This window comes from Phenylobacterium sp., from assembly GCF_024508875.1.
GTDB lineage: Bacteria > Pseudomonadota > Alphaproteobacteria > Caulobacterales > Caulobacteraceae > Phenylobacterium.
In genome coordinates this window covers 1-13,857 of the sequence record NZ_JANINU010000009.1, presented here as the reverse complement: position 1 = coordinate 13,857, position 13,857 = coordinate 1, and the positions used below count along the sequence as shown (strand labels likewise).

At 71.5% G+C, this 13,857-nt stretch carries 15 protein-coding genes; 11 read left to right on the top strand and 4 right to left on the bottom strand.

Translation table 11 applies throughout. From position 1 onward, the window contains the following. From Q0L11_RS01505 to Q0L11_RS01490, 4 genes are all read left to right on the top strand, one after another. On the top strand, window positions 1–563 hold a 563-nt coding region (locus Q0L11_RS01505; RefSeq protein WP_296595076.1), incomplete at its 5' end, for a TonB-dependent receptor. Between the two features lies 1 nt (window position 564). Next, window positions 565–1,980 carry an MFS transporter gene (locus Q0L11_RS01500; protein WP_296595075.1) on the top strand — a complete coding sequence of 472 codons (1,416 nt, stop codon included), beginning with the start codon at window positions 565–567 and terminating at the stop codon, window positions 1,978–1,980. A gap of 25 nt (window positions 1,981–2,005) precedes the next feature. Continuing rightward, window positions 2,006–2,923 (top strand): TauD/TfdA family dioxygenase, encoded by a 918-nt coding sequence (locus Q0L11_RS01495; RefSeq protein ID WP_296595074.1) that lies wholly within the window; start codon window positions 2,006–2,008, stop codon window positions 2,921–2,923. Between the two features lie 109 nt (window positions 2,924–3,032). Further along, window positions 3,033–4,025 (top strand): SDR family oxidoreductase, encoded by a 993-nt coding sequence (locus tag Q0L11_RS01490; protein ID WP_296595073.1) that lies wholly within the window; start codon window positions 3,033–3,035, stop codon window positions 4,023–4,025. Here the strand turns inward: Q0L11_RS01490 and Q0L11_RS01485 are convergent. From Q0L11_RS01485 to Q0L11_RS01475, 3 genes are all read right to left on the bottom strand, one after another. Next, window positions 4,013–4,759, bottom strand: a complete 747-nt coding sequence (locus Q0L11_RS01485; RefSeq protein ID WP_296595072.1) for a PEP-CTERM sorting domain-containing protein — start codon at window positions 4,757–4,759, stop codon at window positions 4,013–4,015. The genes Q0L11_RS01490 and Q0L11_RS01485 overlap by 13 nt on opposite strands. 173 nt (window positions 4,760–4,932) lie before the next feature. Continuing rightward, window positions 4,933–5,364: a hypothetical protein gene (locus Q0L11_RS01480; RefSeq protein WP_296595071.1), complete on the bottom strand. Its 432-nt coding sequence runs from the start codon at window positions 5,362–5,364 to the stop codon at window positions 4,933–4,935. A 130-nt stretch (window positions 5,365–5,494) separates the two neighbouring features. Further along, window positions 5,495–7,840 carry a TonB-dependent receptor gene (locus Q0L11_RS01475; protein WP_296595070.1) on the bottom strand — a complete coding sequence of 782 codons (2,346 nt, stop codon included), beginning with the start codon at window positions 7,838–7,840 and terminating at the stop codon, window positions 5,495–5,497. 220 nt (window positions 7,841–8,060) lie between these two features. Between Q0L11_RS01475 and Q0L11_RS01470 the strand changes: the two genes are divergently transcribed. Together Q0L11_RS01470 and Q0L11_RS01465 are read left to right on the top strand one after the other, a co-directional pair. Then, window positions 8,061–8,798 carry a GntR family transcriptional regulator gene (locus Q0L11_RS01470; RefSeq protein WP_296595069.1) on the top strand — a complete coding sequence of 246 codons (738 nt, stop codon included), beginning with the start codon at window positions 8,061–8,063 and terminating at the stop codon, window positions 8,796–8,798. A 31-nt stretch (window positions 8,799–8,829) separates the two neighbouring features. After that, window positions 8,830–9,867: a serine hydrolase gene (locus Q0L11_RS01465; RefSeq protein WP_296595068.1), complete on the top strand. Its 1,038-nt coding sequence runs from the start codon at window positions 8,830–8,832 to the stop codon at window positions 9,865–9,867. On the opposite strand, the gene Q0L11_RS01460 is transcribed toward Q0L11_RS01465, so the two are convergent. Further along, window positions 9,864–11,060, bottom strand: coding sequence for a DJ-1/PfpI family protein (locus Q0L11_RS01460; RefSeq protein ID WP_296595067.1), 1,197 nt, complete (start codon window positions 11,058–11,060; stop codon window positions 9,864–9,866). The two genes, Q0L11_RS01465 and Q0L11_RS01460, sit on opposite strands and share 4 nt — an antisense overlap. A gap of 173 nt (window positions 11,061–11,233) precedes the next feature. On the opposite strand from Q0L11_RS01460, the gene Q0L11_RS01455 reads away from it, so the two are divergent. The 5 genes from Q0L11_RS01455 to Q0L11_RS01435 all read left to right on the top strand — a co-directional run. Then, a complete protein-coding gene (locus Q0L11_RS01455) occupies window positions 11,234–12,055 on the top strand; it encodes a carbonic anhydrase (RefSeq protein WP_296595066.1) in 822 nt (273 codons plus the stop codon). Window positions 12,056–12,194: 139 nt separating this feature from the next. Next, window positions 12,195–12,413 (top strand): hypothetical protein, encoded by a 219-nt coding sequence (locus tag Q0L11_RS01450; protein ID WP_296595065.1) that lies wholly within the window; start codon window positions 12,195–12,197, stop codon window positions 12,411–12,413. A gap of 112 nt (window positions 12,414–12,525) precedes the next feature. Beyond that, window positions 12,526–12,741, top strand: a complete 216-nt coding sequence (locus tag Q0L11_RS01445) for a hypothetical protein (protein ID WP_296595064.1) — start codon at window positions 12,526–12,528, stop codon at window positions 12,739–12,741. A 67-nt stretch (window positions 12,742–12,808) separates the two neighbouring features. Beyond that, on the top strand, window positions 12,809–12,994 hold the full coding sequence (locus Q0L11_RS01440; protein WP_296595063.1) for a hypothetical protein: 186 nt from the start codon (window positions 12,809–12,811) through the stop codon (window positions 12,992–12,994). A gap of 91 nt (window positions 12,995–13,085) precedes the next feature. Continuing rightward, window positions 13,086–13,857: hypothetical protein (locus Q0L11_RS01435; RefSeq protein WP_296595062.1), on the top strand; the 772-nt coding region annotated here is incomplete at its 3' end.

Here is a 13,857-nt window from a genome sequence, read left to right as displayed (position 1 = left end):
CCGGCGGGGCGCTGCGCCAGTTCCTCGACAACATCCCCAAGGTCCGCTCGCGCGGCGTCGAGATCGACACCCGCCTGGCGCCGATCCATGGCTTCAGCGCCTACGCCTCCGGCGCCTGGACCGATGCGGAGTACGTCTCCTACGCCAACGGTCCGTGCCCGCTGGAGCTGATCGGCACGGTCACCCGCGCGTGCGACCTCTCGGGCCGGCCGCTGCCAGGCGTGTCGAAGCTGGTGGTGTCGGCGGGCGCGGAATACCGCCGCGCCGCCCGCGTCCTGGGCCTGGACGGCGAGGCCTACGCCGGGGCCGACTGGAACTGGCGCTCGCGCTTCTACTCGCAGGCGTCCGACAGCCTCTACTCGCGCATCCCGGCCTACGGCCTGCTCAACCTGCGCGCCGGCTTCCGCTCGGACGACCGGTGGGAAGCCTTCGTCTGGGTCAAGAACGCCACCGACAAGAAGTACTTCCAGTACATCTCCGGCCTGCTCGGCAACACGGGCGCCCTCAACGGCAACCCCGGCGACCCGCGCACCGTCGGCGTCACGCTGAAGGCGGCGTACTGACATGGCGCGCGCCCCGAAGCAGACGTTCAGCCTGACGCTGGGCCCGTCCAACGGGCGCCTCGCCGCCTTCGCCGCGCCGGCCCTGCCGCTGGCCGCGGCAGGCCTGCCGCTCGGAGTCTACCTGCCGCCGTTCTACGCGACCGAACTGGGCCTCGGCCTGCCGCTGGTCGGCGCGATCTTCATGCTCAGCCGCATCTGGGACGCGGTGAACGACCCGCTGATCGGCGTGCTCTCGGACCGCACCCGAAGCCGCTTCGGCCGCCGCAAGCCGTGGATCGCCGCCGGCGCGCCCATCTTCGCCCTGGCCGCCCTCGCCATCTTCGCCCCCGGCCTGTTCGGCGCGAAGCCGAGAGCCGTCTGGCTCGCGGCCTGGCTGTTCGTCTTCTACCTGGGCTGGACGATGGTCCAGATCCCGCTGTCGGCCTGGGGTGGGGAACTGTCGTCCCAGTACCACCAGCGCAGCCGCATCCAGACCTTCAGCCACGTCTCGGCCGCGCTCGGCCTGCTCGCCGTGCTCGTCCTGCCCGCCGCCCTCGACGGCCTGGCCGCCCGCGCCGGAGCCGAGGCCGCGGCCGGCCTGAAGACCGCGCTGATGGGCGGCTTCGTGGTCGCGACGCTGATCCCGACGGTGATCGCCGCCCTGGTCTTCGCTCCCGAGCCGCCGATTCCCGAGGCGCCCCGCACCCGCCTTCGCCTCGCCGCCGCCATCGCCCAGCTCGCCCGAGAGCCGCTGCTGCTCAAGGTCCTGGCCTCCGACTTCGCCGTCACCCTGGGCCAGTCGGTTCGCGGCTCGCTCTTCGTCTTCTTCGTCTCGGCCTACATGGGCCGCCCCGATCTCGCCGCCGGCCTGTTCCTGCTGCAGTTCGTGTTCGGTGTCTTCGCCGGCCCGATCTGGCTGAAGATCGGCTACCGCCTGGGCAAGCACCGCACCGTCGTCGCGGGCGAGCTGGTCCAGGTCGCCATCAACCTCGGCCTGCTGCTCGTGGCCCGCGGCGACCTCGCCCTGCTGATCGGCCTGACCATCGCCCAGGGCCTCGCCCAGGGCTCGGGCAACCTGATGCTGCGCGCCATCGTCGCCGACATCGCCGACAAGCAGCGCCTGGAGACCGGCGAGGAGCGGACCGGTCTGTTCTTCTCGGTCTTCAGCCTGGCGGGCAAGGCCGGTCCGGCGGTCGCCATTGGCGTCGCCCTGCCTCTGGTCGCCGCCTTCGGCTTCCATCCCGGCAAGGGCAACAGCTCGGCGGCGCTCGAAGCCCTGAAGTGGGTGTTCGCCGGCGGCCCGGCCCTGGCCCACCTGGTCTCCGCCGCCCTCATCGCCCGCTTCGGCCTCGACGAGGTCCGCCACCGCGACATCCGCGCCGCCCTCGACGCCCAGTCCTCACCCCATTCGCCCGGCGCCCTCGCCGCCGCCGAATAGTCCGCTCGACCAAAGGAGACCTCCCATGAGCGCAGACGGCTATCTCTTCCACACCACCCAGCTCGACGTGGCCCCGATCGGCGGCCGCATCGGCGCCGAGGTCCGCGGCTTTCGGCTCTCGGACGACCTCAACGACGACCAGACCGCCGCCATCCTCGACGCCCTCTACAAGCACAAGGTCCTGTTCTTCCGCGACCAGCACCACCTGAACGACGAGACCCAGGAGGCCTTCGCCGCCCGCCTCGGCCGTCCGGTGGCGCACCCGACGGTTCCTGTGCGCGAGGGCTCGTCCTACCTGCTGGAGCTGGACAGCCTGCACGGCGGCCGCGCCTCGTCCTGGCACACCGACGTCACCTTCGTGCCCGACTATCCGGCCGCCTCGATCCTGCGCGCGGTGACCAGCCCGGCCAGCGGCGGCGACACCGTCTGGGCCAACACCACCGCCGCCTACGAGCGCCTGCCCGCGCCTCTGAAGACGCTGGTGGACAACCTCTGGGCCGTCCACACCAACGCCTACGACTACGCCGCCACCCGCGCCGACGTGGACCAGGAGCGCCTGGAACGCCACCGCAACGTTTTCGCCTCCACCGTCTATGAGACCGAGCACCCGGTCGTCCGCATCCACCCGGTCACCGACGAGCCGACCCTGGTGCTGGGCCACTTCATCAAATCGTTCGTCGGCCTCTCCACCCGCGACAGCCAGACCCTGCTGGCCCTGCTGCAGGAGCACGTGATCAAGCTCGAGAACACCGTCCGCTGGCGCTGGCGCGAGGGCGACGTGGCCATCTGGGACAACCGCGCCACCCAGCACTACGCCGTCGACGACTACGGCGACCAGCGCCGGGTCATGCGCCGCGTCACCATCGCCGGCGATATCCCCGTCGCCCTCGACGGCCGCTCCAGCCGCGCCCTGAAGCCCGCCGCGATCTCCGAGGCGGCCTGAGGGCAGGGGAGGGGCGTTCCGGACATCCGCCTGTAAGCGGGACGCCCCTTGCCTCTTCCCCACCGTCAGCGCCTAACGTCCCGCCAAACCAAAAGCGGGAGGACAGGCCATGAGGGACTTCGCCGGCAAATTCGCCGTCGTCACGGGCGGCGGCACGGGCATGGGGCGCGAGCTCGCCCGCCAACTGATCGCGGAGGGCTGCAGCGTGGCCATGTGCGACGTCTCCGACCGCAACATGCAGGAGACCATCGCCCTCTGCAGCGCCGACGGCGTGCCCCAGGGCGCCAAGATCACCGCGCACGTCGCCGACGTGTCCGACGAGGCGGCCCTGATCCGCTTCCGCGACGAGGCCATGGCCGCGCACGACATCGACCGCCTGCACCTGCTGTTCAACAACGCCGGCATCGGCGGCGGCGGCTCGATGGTGGTCGACGACCGCGCCGAGTGGGAGCGCACGTTCAACGTCTGCTGGGGCGGGGTCTACTACGGCGTGCGCACGTTCCTGCCGGCCCTGATGGCCGCCGACGAGGCGCACATCGTCAACACCTCCTCGGTCAACGGCTTCTGGGCCAGCCTGGGCCCGCACGTCTCCCACACGGCCTACGCCGCGGCGAAGTTCGCGGTGAAGGGCTTCTCCGAGGCGCTCATCACCGACCTGCGCCTCAACGCCCCGCACGTGAAGGTCTCGGTGGTCATGCCGGGCCACATCGGCACCGCCATCGCCGGCAACAGCCGCAAGGTGATCCGCGGCGTCGAGGAGGACAAGCTGTCCCCCGACGAGCTGACGCGCGCCCGCCAGCGGATCGGCCGCATGGGCCTCGACCCCGACCAGCTCACCGACGATGCGATCCAGGCGATGATGGACGAACAGGCCCGCCGCTTCCTGGAGGATGCGCCGATGACGGCCGCCGCCGCCGCGACGGTGATCCTGGAGGGGGTGAAGGCCGGGCGCTGGCGCATCCTGGTGGGCGAGGACGCGGTGAAGATGGACGCCCTGGTCCGCGCCGATCCCGACCACGCCTACGAGCCGGCCTTCTTCGAGGTCCTGGCCAAGGAGGTCGGCTGGCAGCTCAACGGCATCGCCGCCAATCAGGCCAAGTAGGCCCGCGAGGGTTCGGGCCGCCGGCGTCGCCGCAGGGCTGCGCCGGCCAGGCCCGCGCCCGTCAGCATCAGCAGCCAGGCCGCCGGCTCCGGCGCCGCGGACGATGCTTCGCCGCTGAGCTGGAAGGCGAAGTTCCCGCCCTGCTCGTCGGGATAGATGAGCCAGTAGAGGTCTTCCGCCGGCTTTGCCCACATGTAGACCGGGTCCGGCTCGCCCGTGGGCGCGCCCCGCAGCCAGTACCAGCCGTAGGTGGCCGCCGGGTAGTGCGACCAGATTCCCATCCAGTAGGTCTGCTCCCCCGCCAGCTCCAGCGGCGTGTCGAACTCGTACCAGTAGTGCTGCACGGGCAGGGCGGAGTTCTGCATGCCCGGCGTGGCCTCCCACTGGGCGTCAACCGTGAAGCTGGCGACCGCCCCGGCCTCGATATCCGCCACCGGCAGGATCGGGTCGCCGTAGTCGAGCGTGCTGGAATAGAACTCGATCGTGAAGCTGAGCGGCGCGGGCAGGCCCTCGTCGTCCCAAAGGCTGGTCCGGCCCATGCCCCACCAGTCGATCCGCGTGATCGAGCTCGCGGCCTCCAGGTGGAATTCGTCCAGCGTCCGCCAGCCCTCTTCGTGCGAGGGGCTGAACGAGCTGTTGAAGTTCGGCGCCTGGCTGTAGAGCGTCTCGCCCGCCGCCGGCGCCGCGAGCGCAAGGGCGGCCGCCACGGCCAGCGCCCCGATGGTCCTGATCATGCCTCGTCCCCCACGCCTCTATCGAGGCCGGGAGGATACGGCTCCGCCGCGCGCCGGTCGTTGCGTGGGCGTCTCAAAGGCGCCGCGCCGGCTTTCACCAGCGTCTCACTGCCGCGCGATGGCGCCCGCGACGAGCGGGGAGGCGGGCCCGCGGGCCCGCCGCCCGGGCGCCCTTAGGAGAACAGGTCGCCGTAGCTGTACGACACCCCGCCGCCGTACGAGGCGAACTCGCGCGCGGCCACCAGGCCGCCCGTCGGGGCATAGTCCACGTCGGTGCTGTCGCCATCGATGGCGTAGTAGAATTCGCCGCCGCTGCCGCCGCGCGCGCTGCCGAACTTGATCGCCACGCCTTCGAGCTCGGCGCCGGCCAGTTGCGCGTTCCGCGCCACGATTTCGTTCAGCGCGTCCTGGTACCAGGTGTCCAGGTCGTCGTTCACCGAGTCCGGTGTGTCGATCTTCACGAAGAAGAACGAGTCGTCCTCCGCCTTGTTGGGCGTCAGGTCGAAGTAGAACGTCACGTGCGAGATGTCCTTGGGCATCGTCGCGAAGTTGCCGCCGTCGCTGACGGCGTCGACGGGCGCTTCGGTGATCGTGGTCTTGGGCATCGGGTCCCCCTCCGTGAGTGATGCCCGAACCTCGCCGCCTCGCCGTGAATCGCCTCGAAATAAATATCTTTAATTCGCGTATCGTCGATGTGTTAGCGCTCGTCGCCGACACATCGACGCCGTCCCCGGCTTACCAGCGATAGATCGCATTGGCGCCGAACGTGCGGGGCTGATTGTAGCGCAGCGCGGTCTGCACGCCGTTCGTCTGCAGGTTCAGCAGGATCTCCCGCTCGTTCGTCAGGTTCTGGACGAACACCGCCAGCTCCAGCCGCTTGATCTGCACGCCGGTGCGCAGGCTCATCGTGTCCAGGTCGCTCAGCTCCACCTTCGGCGCGGTGGGCGTGATCGTATCCTGCACGCCGCCGCGCTGGCCCTGGTAGGTCAGGTTGACGAAGCCATCGATGTCCGCGGTGATCGGCCGGCGGTAGTTCACGTTGGCCGACATCGTCCACTTGGGGATCTGCGCCACCGACGAGCCGATGATCGGCGTGCCCGAGTAGTTGTCGGGCGTGTCCACGAACCGCGCCCGCTGCCGGGCGACGTTCGCGCCGGCGTTCAGCATCCCCCCGGCCACGTGGAAGCGGCCGTCCAGCGCCGCCTCGGCGCCCCGCGCGTGCACCGTACCGCCGTTGATGTTGAACTGGGTCGCGCCCTGCTGGCAGGCGTTCACCAGCGAGCAGCCGTCCGTGATCGTGGTGATCGCGTCCTGGGTCCGCGAGGCGTAGGCCGCCACGCGCAGGAAGATGTTCGGCGCCAGGTTGCCCTTGTAGCCCAGCTCGTAGCTGGTGGTGTCCTCGTTGCCGTAGGTCGGCCGGAACGGATTGGGCGCCAGCGGGTGCGAGATGCGCGCGTTGACGCCGCCGGCGCGATAGCCTGTGCCGACCTTGGCGTAGAGCAGGCCCGGCAGGGCGGTGGGCAGCTTGTAGCTGCCGGTGATCGTGTAGTTCACCCGGCTGGCCGAGAAGTCGTACGACACCACCGGCGTCGCCAGGTTCAGCGTGTAGAGCTGATAGACCGTCTGGGTCACCGTCTTGTCGTCGTGCGACCAGCGCAGCTCGCCCTGCAGCGAGAACGCGCCCGCCGTGTACTTCAGCGATCCGTAGGCCGAGTACGACTCGTTGCGCAGCGGCGCGCGGCTCGAGGTGCCGAACGTGCCCGGGAACGGCGTGGGGCAGGGGGCCGAGTTGGGCAGGCCCGCGTAGCAGACCGGCGCGCTGGGCGTGCCCGCGCAGATGCTGGCGCCGATGCGGAACGTGCAGGGGCTGGTGGTGATGTCCAGGCCGTTCAGGTCGTGCTGCAGCAGGTAGTCGGCCCCCACCAGCCAGTCGAGGTTCCCCTCGAGCGCGCTGCCGGCGAGGTGCAGGTCCTGATAGAGGCCGCGGTCCTTGGCCACCGTCCGCACCTGCCCGAACGGGTAAGCGCCCAGTTGTCCCGAGGCCTGCAGTTGCCGCTCCAGGGCCACGTCGATCGACGGCGAATAGGCCTGCCGCGAGATCCAGTGCGTCGCCATGCTGGTCGAGGTCAGCGTGGCCCAGCCCAGGTCGTAGTCGGCCAGGATCATGGCCCGCTGGGCCTTCTGCTTCACGTAGTCGTCGCCGTCGCGGGGGGCGATGAACCGGTCCTGCGCCAGGCCCTTCGGGATCTGGGCGTTGCGGCCCGGCGGCAGGGCGTAGACCGCCACGAAGCTGGGCAGGTCCAGGTCCTGCGCGTCCACCAGGAAGTCGATGTCGAGCGGGCCGTGCTTGTAGCGGATCTGGCCGCGCGCGATCCAGCCGTCGGTGTCGTCGATATAGCGGTCCTGGTTGGGGTTGTAGTTGAAGCCCTTGCTCTGGCTGATCCCCTGGGCGCCCACGCGGATCGCCACGTCGTCGCTCACCTGCTGGTTCACGACCCCGATGAGCTTCTTCTGCTCCAGGTCGCCGATGTAGGTCCCGCTCACGTAGCCCGAGTTGTCGAACTTCGGCTTGGCCGAGACCAGGTTGACGACGCCGAATTCCGAGTTGCGGCCGTAGAGGCCGCCCTGCGGGCCTTGCAGCACCTCCACCCGCTCCAGGTCGAAGTGGTCCACGTGGCGGAAATTGCGGCCGCCCAGGGTGCTCGATCCCACATAGGCGCCGTTCACGAACAGGCCCACGCCCGAATCCGCGCCCGTGGCCCGCTGCGTGCCCGAGCCGCGGATCGACACTTCCGACAGGTTGTTGCTCTGCAGGTCGTTGAAGCGCACCCCCGGCACGGTGCGCAAAAGGTCGCCCGTGCCGTTGACCGGGCCCGTCGCCATGAGCTGGTCGCCGGTCACCGCCGCGATGGTCGCCGGGATCTCGCGGATCGTCTCCTCGCGCCGGGTGGCGGTGACGACCAGTTCCTCGATGGCGGTGGCGTTGTCCGCGCCGTTCGCGCGGCCCGTGGCCGGCTGTGCCGCCGCCGCACCGGCGGCCAGAAGCGACACCGCCGCAGCGGAGCAGAACAGATTTCGCATGGATCCCTCCCGTCGGTCGCCTTCAGCGCCGTTGCCGCGGAGGACACAACGAACTGCACGACCGTGTCAAACAGATTGTACGACAATCATGCTTTGATAGCCGGACATTCGGGGATAGGGTTCGGGGAATGAAGCGCGGCGCGTCCTTCCCCGACACCGAATCCGGCGTCACAATCGCGGCGGTGGGACGGTGAGATTCTCCGAGGGCCAGGCGCGCGTTATGTCCGACAGCAAGACGCCCGCGCGGGCTGCGGCCGCGCCGCCGAGGACGGCGGTCGAGGTCGCGGAGGCCCTGCGCCACCAGATCCAGGAGGGCCAGCTTGCGCCTGGCGAATGGCTGCGCGAGGTGCGCATCTGCTCCGAATTCGGCGTCGGCCGCTCCATCGCCCGCACCGCGCTCCGCACCCTGGCCGACGACGGCCTCGTCAACATCGAGGAGAACCGCGGTGCCCGCGTCGCCGCCACGACCGTGCAGGAGGTGTTCGACCTCTACGAGGTGCGCGCCGCGCTCTACGGCCTGGCCGCCCGCTTCGCCTGCATCCGCGCCACCCCGCCGCACATGGCCGAGACGCTGCGCCTGATCGACATCCTGCTGGCGGATTCCGACCGCGGCGAGCCGGCCGAGGAACTGATCCACCAGTCCGAGATCATCTTCAGCCGCCTGGCCAGTTGCGCCAGCCCCGACGCCCAGCGGATGATCGAATCCATCCGCCGCAAGACCCGCTGGCACTATTCCTACGTCGGTCTGGCCGAGAGCGCCGGCGGCCCGTTCGAGCACTGGCGCATGGTCCGCGCCGGCCTCGCCGCCCGCGACGGGGCCATGGCGTCGGAGGGCGCGCGCAACATCCTCTACTACATGCAGAACGAGGTCATGCGCCTGATGATCTCCCGCGGCTTCGGCCTGCAGACCGACATGCCCCTCCCGCGCGCCAAGCGGGCGCGGGGCGCCTCCGCCTGACCTCTAAATCCGCTACCTGGAGCCGCCGACAATGACCTTCGCCCTGTCCCGTCGCGGCGTCCTGGCCGGCGCGTTTGCCGGCGGGCCCGTCCTGCTCGCCGGCCCCGCCCTGGCGGCGGGCGATCCGCCGCCGCCCGCGATGCAGGACGTCCTCGACTACGTGCAGTCGCAGAAGACCACCGGCTTCCTGGTCGTCCGCGACGGCCGGACGGTGATCGAGCGCAACTGGCCGCTGCCGGCCGACGCCGCCCCGTTCCGCGCGGCCTTTGCCTACGAGACCACGCCCGACGGCGAACTGCTGGAGGACGTGGCCTCCCAGCAGAAGAGCTTCGTCGCCATCCTCGCGGCCATCGCGGTCGACAAGGGCCTGCTGGCCGTCGACAAGCCCGTCGCCGACTACCTGGGCGCCGGCTGGTCGAAGGCTTCGCCCGAGCAGGAGCAGGCGATCCACGTGATCCACCTGCTGACCATGACCTCGGGCCTCGACGAGAAGCTGGCCTTCGCCGCGCCCGCCGGCTCCGCCTTCTTCTACAACACCCCCGCGTACGCCGTGACCAAGCGGGTCCTCGCCGCGGCGGCCAAGACCCCGCTGGAAACCCTCAGCCACGACTGGCTCACCGCGCCCGTCGGCATGGCCCGCACCGCGTGGCGCAAGCGGCCCGCGGCCCTCGCCGACTCCGGCAATCCCACCGGGCTGGTGACCTGCCCCCGCGACGTGGCCCGCTTCGGCCAGATGATCCTGGACGGGGGCCGGCTCGCCGATGGCCGCCGCCTGGTGTCCGAGTCGGGCTTCAAGGCGATGTTCGCGCCCACGGCGGCCAACCCCGCCTACGGCCGCCTCTGGTGGCTGAACGGCTCGCCCTACACCATCCGCCCGCTCGCCAACCGCATGGATGGCCCGCTGATCCCCGCCGCCCCGGTCGACCTGGTCGCGGCCCTCGGCGCCATGGACCGTAAGCTCTACGTGGTCCCAAGCCGCAAGCTGGTGGTCGTCCGCATGGGCCAGGCCGCCCCCGACAAGGGCTTCGACCAGCAGCTCTGGCTCCGCCTGATGAAGGCGCTGGCTTAGCTCGGTTCCCGCGCCGCCTTGGCGGCCGCCAGCGTCCGCACGTCGCGGCCTACGCCGGGGCGCTTCGGATACTCCAGTTGCGTCGCCACCAGTGCCGCGGTGTCGACGCCGTAGCGGCCGGCGATGCGCGACAGCGTGTCGTCCAGCACCTGCGCCGGCCGCCCGTCGAGCGCGATCCGCTCAGCCGCCGGCCAGCTCGCGGCCACCCGGTCGGGGCGCAGCTTCAGGCCGCTGCGGGTCGTGATGGACTTCCCGTTCGCCGCGTAGGTGACCGCCCGCGACCGGAACGTCCGCGACCAGGCGTCGGCGGCCAGGGCCAGCGACACCTCGTCCACGCCCTCCGACAGGGGCGCGCCCAGGGTCTCGCGGTTCCAGACGGCGACGCTGTTGCCGACCACGGTGGCCGCGAACGGGCGCGAGAAGCGGAAGGCGGCGCTGGCGTGCCGCGCGTCCCACGATCCCACGCCCAGCTCCGTCGCCACGGCCTGCGCCTTCGCCCGCCCGCCGATCGCCTCGATCAGCGTCAGCATCATCGGCATCGAGGCGCTGATCCCGGTGGTCGTGGCCACGTCGCGGTCCACGACGAAGCGCCGGTCGGCCACCACGGTCAGGCCCGGATGATCCTTCGGCAGGCGCGCCCGGTAGAACCAGTGCGTCGTCGCGCGCCGGTGGTCCAGCAGGCCGGCGGCGGCCACCACCTTCGCGCCCGCGCACACCCCGATGACCTTGGCGCCCTTGGCCGACTGTGCGCGCAGCCAGGCCATCACCGCCGGGTCGTCGTCGCGGCCCATGGCCGGGACGATCACATAGTCGGCGCCCTGCGGATACCTGCGGTCGAACTCGGCCGTGGTCGCGTCCGGCTGGGCCACCAGCGCAGGGTACAGCTTCAGCGGCCCCGGCTCCGTCGACAGCGCCAGCACGTCCGCCACGTCCGCCCGGCGCAGGATGCCGTAGGGCATCACATAGTCCGTGGTCTCGGTCATGGTCTCGCCGCCGGCGCCCAGCACCGCGACCACCGGCCGCGCCCGCTTCACCGGCTTCAGGGCGGCGAGCGTCGCCGCGGTCTCCTCGGCCGGGACCTCGGCGGCCGCCATCGCCGGCGGGGCAGGGGGCAGGGCCGCGATCCACCCGCCAAGGCCCAGGGCGACCAGCAGCGGCGCGGCGAGCACGCCCCAGAGCAGACGTCGTTTCATCGCGAGGCTCCTTTCGAGCCTGCGATACCGCCGCGGCCGTTTGGCTGAAATGACAAGGTTCACACGAATCCTGCCAGCGCTGCGCCGCCGATCCGCCGCGCTCCAAACCGCATCTTAGGATTTCGCTGTTCTCATCCCGCCGTCGACGTCCCGATCCGGGGGGATCACCGCCCATGCCGCAGTTCCATCGCCGCCGCCTGCTCGCCGTCTTCGGCGCAGGGCTCGCCGCCGCCGTGCCCGCCATCGCCTTCGCCGAGGGCGGCGCCGAGGAAGAGGCGCAGGCTGCGAAGCCGCGTCCCAAGCCCAAGGCCAAGCCTGCGCCCAAGCCCGCCGCCGCGCCGGCCGCCGAGGCCCACGCCGAAGCCGCCCCGGCCCACGCCGGCCCGCCCTCGGTCGCGCCCGAGGAGGCCATGTCACGGCTGATGAGCGGCAACGCCCGCTACGTCGAGGGCTACTCGGCCCACCCGCACGGCGACGCGCCGCGCCGCGTCGAGGTCGCCTCGGGCCAGCGCCCGTTCGCCACCATCCTCACCTGCGCCGACAGCCGCGTGCCGCCCGAGCTGATCTTCGACCAGGGCCTGGGCGACCTCTTCGTCATCCGCGTCGCCGGCAACGTGGTGGACGACGCCGTGCTGGCCTCGATCGAATATTCGGTCATCCACCTGGGCTCGACCCTGGTCATGGCCCTCGGCCACGAGCGCTGCGGCGCCGTGAAGGCCACCGCCGAGGCCCTGGCCGGCAAGGGCTCGCCCGAGGACGCCGACACCCGCATCGGCGCGCTGGCCGCCCTCATCACCCCCGCCGTGCGCGCCGTGCCCACCGGCTCGGCCGATCCGCTGGACGCCGCGGTCAGCCTCAACGCCTCCCACGCCGCCGCCGAGATCTTCGCCGGCTCGCGGCCGCTGCGCACACGGGTCCTGTCCGGCCAGCTCAAGATCGTGTCGGCGCGCTACGATCTGGACGACGGCCGGGTCACCCCCACACGCCAGGCTTGAGGCCCGCCGCCCGGCTCGGCGGAAGCTCGGTAAGAAATCGGCCTCCGGCCCGATCGACCCACCCATTTGGGGGATGGAAGGCCGATCCGGCTGCGGCATTCTGTCGGCCTCCCCCGGGTGCTGAGGATCTGGTGCCGGTATGCCTCGCGTATTGAAGTCCTACGTCGCGATCGACGTGGCCGCCGACGGCCGCACGATCAAGGAAACGTTCACCGCCCCCCACGACACGGCCGCCTCCCGCCGCGCGCTGTTCGCCGCCGAGGGCGTGGCGCTCTCGCTCTGGCGCGGCGAGCAGCTCATCGGCCGTTGGCGCCGCTCGGCCGACCGCAACTTCCGTCCCGCCCCCGCGGAAGACTGAGCCCGCGGCCGCGCGCGGAAAATCGAACGCGGATCGTCGGGGAACTGACATCGAAGCTCGGCATTTTGCACGCGCCGGGCGGATCGAGCTTGGCTGTCGTCGAGTTCGAGTGATGCCGCTGCGTGATCTCAAGTCCTACACCGCCATCGACATCGCCCCGAACGGCCAGGCCCAGAGCGACACCTTCGAGGCGCCGCACGACACCGCCGCCGCCCGCCGCGCCCAGTTCGCGGCCGAGGGCGAACTGCTCCAGCTCTGGCGCGACGCCCGCCTCGTGGGCTCCTGGCGCCGCATCGGCCCGCGCACCTTCGAGCGCGAACCTTTCTAGCTGCGCTTCAAATCCGCCGCGAACGCCGCCACCCTGGCCGCCCGCAACGCGCGCAGGGAGACCCGCCATGGCCCGTTTTGTCGCCTTCCGCAGTGACGGCGCCCGCATGACCTGCATCAACGTCGAACAGATCACCCTCGTCACCGACCAGGGCCCCGACGACACCAAGATCTACGTCACCGGCGGCCACCACGTGGTGGTCAACGAGCCGCTGGCCCAGGTGATGGCCACCCTGGCCGGCAAGGACGCCTGATACCCGAAACGGGTCTGCGACCCTGGCGCCGCTTGCCCGCCGGCCCGGCGTCCTCTACCTGCCGCAGCCCGTCCGCCGCCGGATCCCGACCATGCCCGGCCTGCCGCTGCCCGCCGCCGCCTCCGGCCCCCTGCCGGACCTCCTCGACGCCCTGCTCGACGAGACGCCGCAGGTGCGGGACCGCGCCCGCCAGCAGGCCCTGACCGATCGCTTCCTCGTCCCCGCGCTGCCGGCCCTCGAAGCCCTGTTCCTCGCCCTGCGCGCCGGCCTCGACCCCGCGCTGCGCCGCGCCCATCCCGACCGCCCCGACAAGCCCTACCCCAAGGGCCTGTGCCTGGAGATCACCCGGGCCGCCCAGGCCCGCCTCGAAACCCTCCGCCCGGACGACCTCGCCGAGCCCGCCGCAACCGGCCTCCGCGCCCTGCGCGCCTTTCAGGCCGCCGGCGGCCAGGTCCGCCGCGCCTGGGGCGACCTGCGCGGCCAGTTCTTCCAGAACGCCCTGATCGTCGGCGCCCTCTACGTCGACGTCGCCAACGACACCGTCGTGCTCACCAAGCCGCCGGTCGAGATCCTGCCCTTCGCCGCGGCCGACTTCCGCCCCATCCGCGACTACGCCCACTTCGCCGACATCGCCGGCCGCTACTGGGGCGTCCGCTGCGTTCCCAACCACCTGGCGCCCCGGCTCGCCCCGCACCTGCCGCTGATCCTGCTCGGCCCGGGCGGCGAGGTCTCGGTGGGCCCCGTCCTGCGCCACATGCTGGGCCTCGCGCTGGCCGGCCGGTTCGCCCCCAGCGCCCGGGCGCTCGCCGCCCCGCCCATGCCGCCCGCGCTCTTCGCCGCCCTGCGCATGGGCCTGGGCCCTG

Coding starts and splice junctions, on each gene's coding strand:
- Q0L11_RS01500 (WP_296595075.1), top strand. CDS start 565: ATGGCGCGCGCCCCGAAGCAGACGTTCAGCCTGACGCTGGGCCCGTCC.
- Q0L11_RS01495 (WP_296595074.1), top strand. CDS start 2,006: ATGAGCGCAGACGGCTATCTCTTCCACACCACCCAGCTCGACGTGGCC.
- Q0L11_RS01490 (WP_296595073.1), top strand. CDS start 3,033: ATGAGGGACTTCGCCGGCAAATTCGCCGTCGTCACGGGCGGCGGCACG.
- Q0L11_RS01485 (WP_296595072.1), bottom strand. CDS start 4,759: ATGATCAGGACCATCGGGGCGCTGGCCGTGGCGGCCGCCCTTGCGCTC.
- Q0L11_RS01480 (WP_296595071.1), bottom strand. CDS start 5,364: ATGCCCAAGACCACGATCACCGAAGCGCCCGTCGACGCCGTCAGCGAC.
- Q0L11_RS01475 (WP_296595070.1), bottom strand. CDS start 7,840: ATGCGAAATCTGTTCTGCTCCGCTGCGGCGGTGTCGCTTCTGGCCGCC.
- Q0L11_RS01470 (WP_296595069.1), top strand. CDS start 8,061: ATGTCCGACAGCAAGACGCCCGCGCGGGCTGCGGCCGCGCCGCCGAGG.
- Q0L11_RS01465 (WP_296595068.1), top strand. CDS start 8,830: ATGACCTTCGCCCTGTCCCGTCGCGGCGTCCTGGCCGGCGCGTTTGCC.
- Q0L11_RS01460 (WP_296595067.1), bottom strand. CDS start 11,060: ATGAAACGACGTCTGCTCTGGGGCGTGCTCGCCGCGCCGCTGCTGGTC.
- Q0L11_RS01455 (WP_296595066.1), top strand. CDS start 11,234: ATGCCGCAGTTCCATCGCCGCCGCCTGCTCGCCGTCTTCGGCGCAGGG.
- Q0L11_RS01450 (WP_296595065.1), top strand. CDS start 12,195: ATGCCTCGCGTATTGAAGTCCTACGTCGCGATCGACGTGGCCGCCGAC.
- Q0L11_RS01445 (WP_296595064.1), top strand. CDS start 12,526: ATGCCGCTGCGTGATCTCAAGTCCTACACCGCCATCGACATCGCCCCG.
- Q0L11_RS01440 (WP_296595063.1), top strand. CDS start 12,809: ATGGCCCGTTTTGTCGCCTTCCGCAGTGACGGCGCCCGCATGACCTGC.